Below are 681 nucleotides of genomic sequence, written 5' to 3' on the forward strand. Positions count from 1 at the left end.
CAAAAAGGCAAGAAAAGCCACTTAAAAACCCCCCCCCGCCACCCCTCAGCCGGCCAGCCCGACAGCGACACGACGCGCGATTACGCGCAGGGCATCACGCTGCGCACGCTGGTGGCTGGCGGCGAGGTCCAGATGATCTACCAGGTCAAGCTCGAGCGCCGCAATGTCTCGGACTGGAAATCGTTTTTTGTCGAGCCATACGAAATCCGCGCGGATGTCTTTTTCGGATTCCAGTCTCGGTCCGACATGACGATCGAAATCAGCGTACCAGGTCGAAATCCGCAGGTTGGTGCGTTGATCGTGGGGAATTTCGTTGAATTGGGACAGGTACAGCTCGGAATTCGCGCCGGGGTCGATGACTACAACCGCTACGACACCAACCAGTTTGCGGAAACCTCGATCACGCAGATCGGTTTCCTGAAGACCTCTTCGTACTCCATTGCCGTGCCTCGATGGGCCATCAATCGGGCGCATAGCACGCTGACATCCGTGATGGGCCGTCAGACGGTATTCATCGCGAGCGACGATTACCAGCTGGCTCCGACCACGGTATTCGGGCGTTGCAGGAACTTTGAAATGACACTCGATTTGCCGACCGAGGCAATTTTCACGGTAGAGACACAGGGCGTGACGCTCTGACGAAAACAGGAGGGCCCATGGCGAGTGATTTCAAGGTGCCCG

Annotated in this window: 1 protein-coding gene; it reads left to right on the top strand. The window is 57.4% G+C overall.

Annotated features, from left to right (window positions below; translation table 11 throughout):
• On the top strand, nt 1–639 hold a 639-nt coding region (locus C6P64_RS18310), incomplete at its 5' end, for a hypothetical protein (RefSeq protein WP_170073149.1).
• Nucleotides 640–681: the final 42 nt, after the last annotated feature.

The organism is Malikia granosa, from assembly GCF_002980595.1.
Lineage (GTDB): Bacteria > Pseudomonadota > Gammaproteobacteria > Burkholderiales > Burkholderiaceae_C > Malikia > Malikia granosa.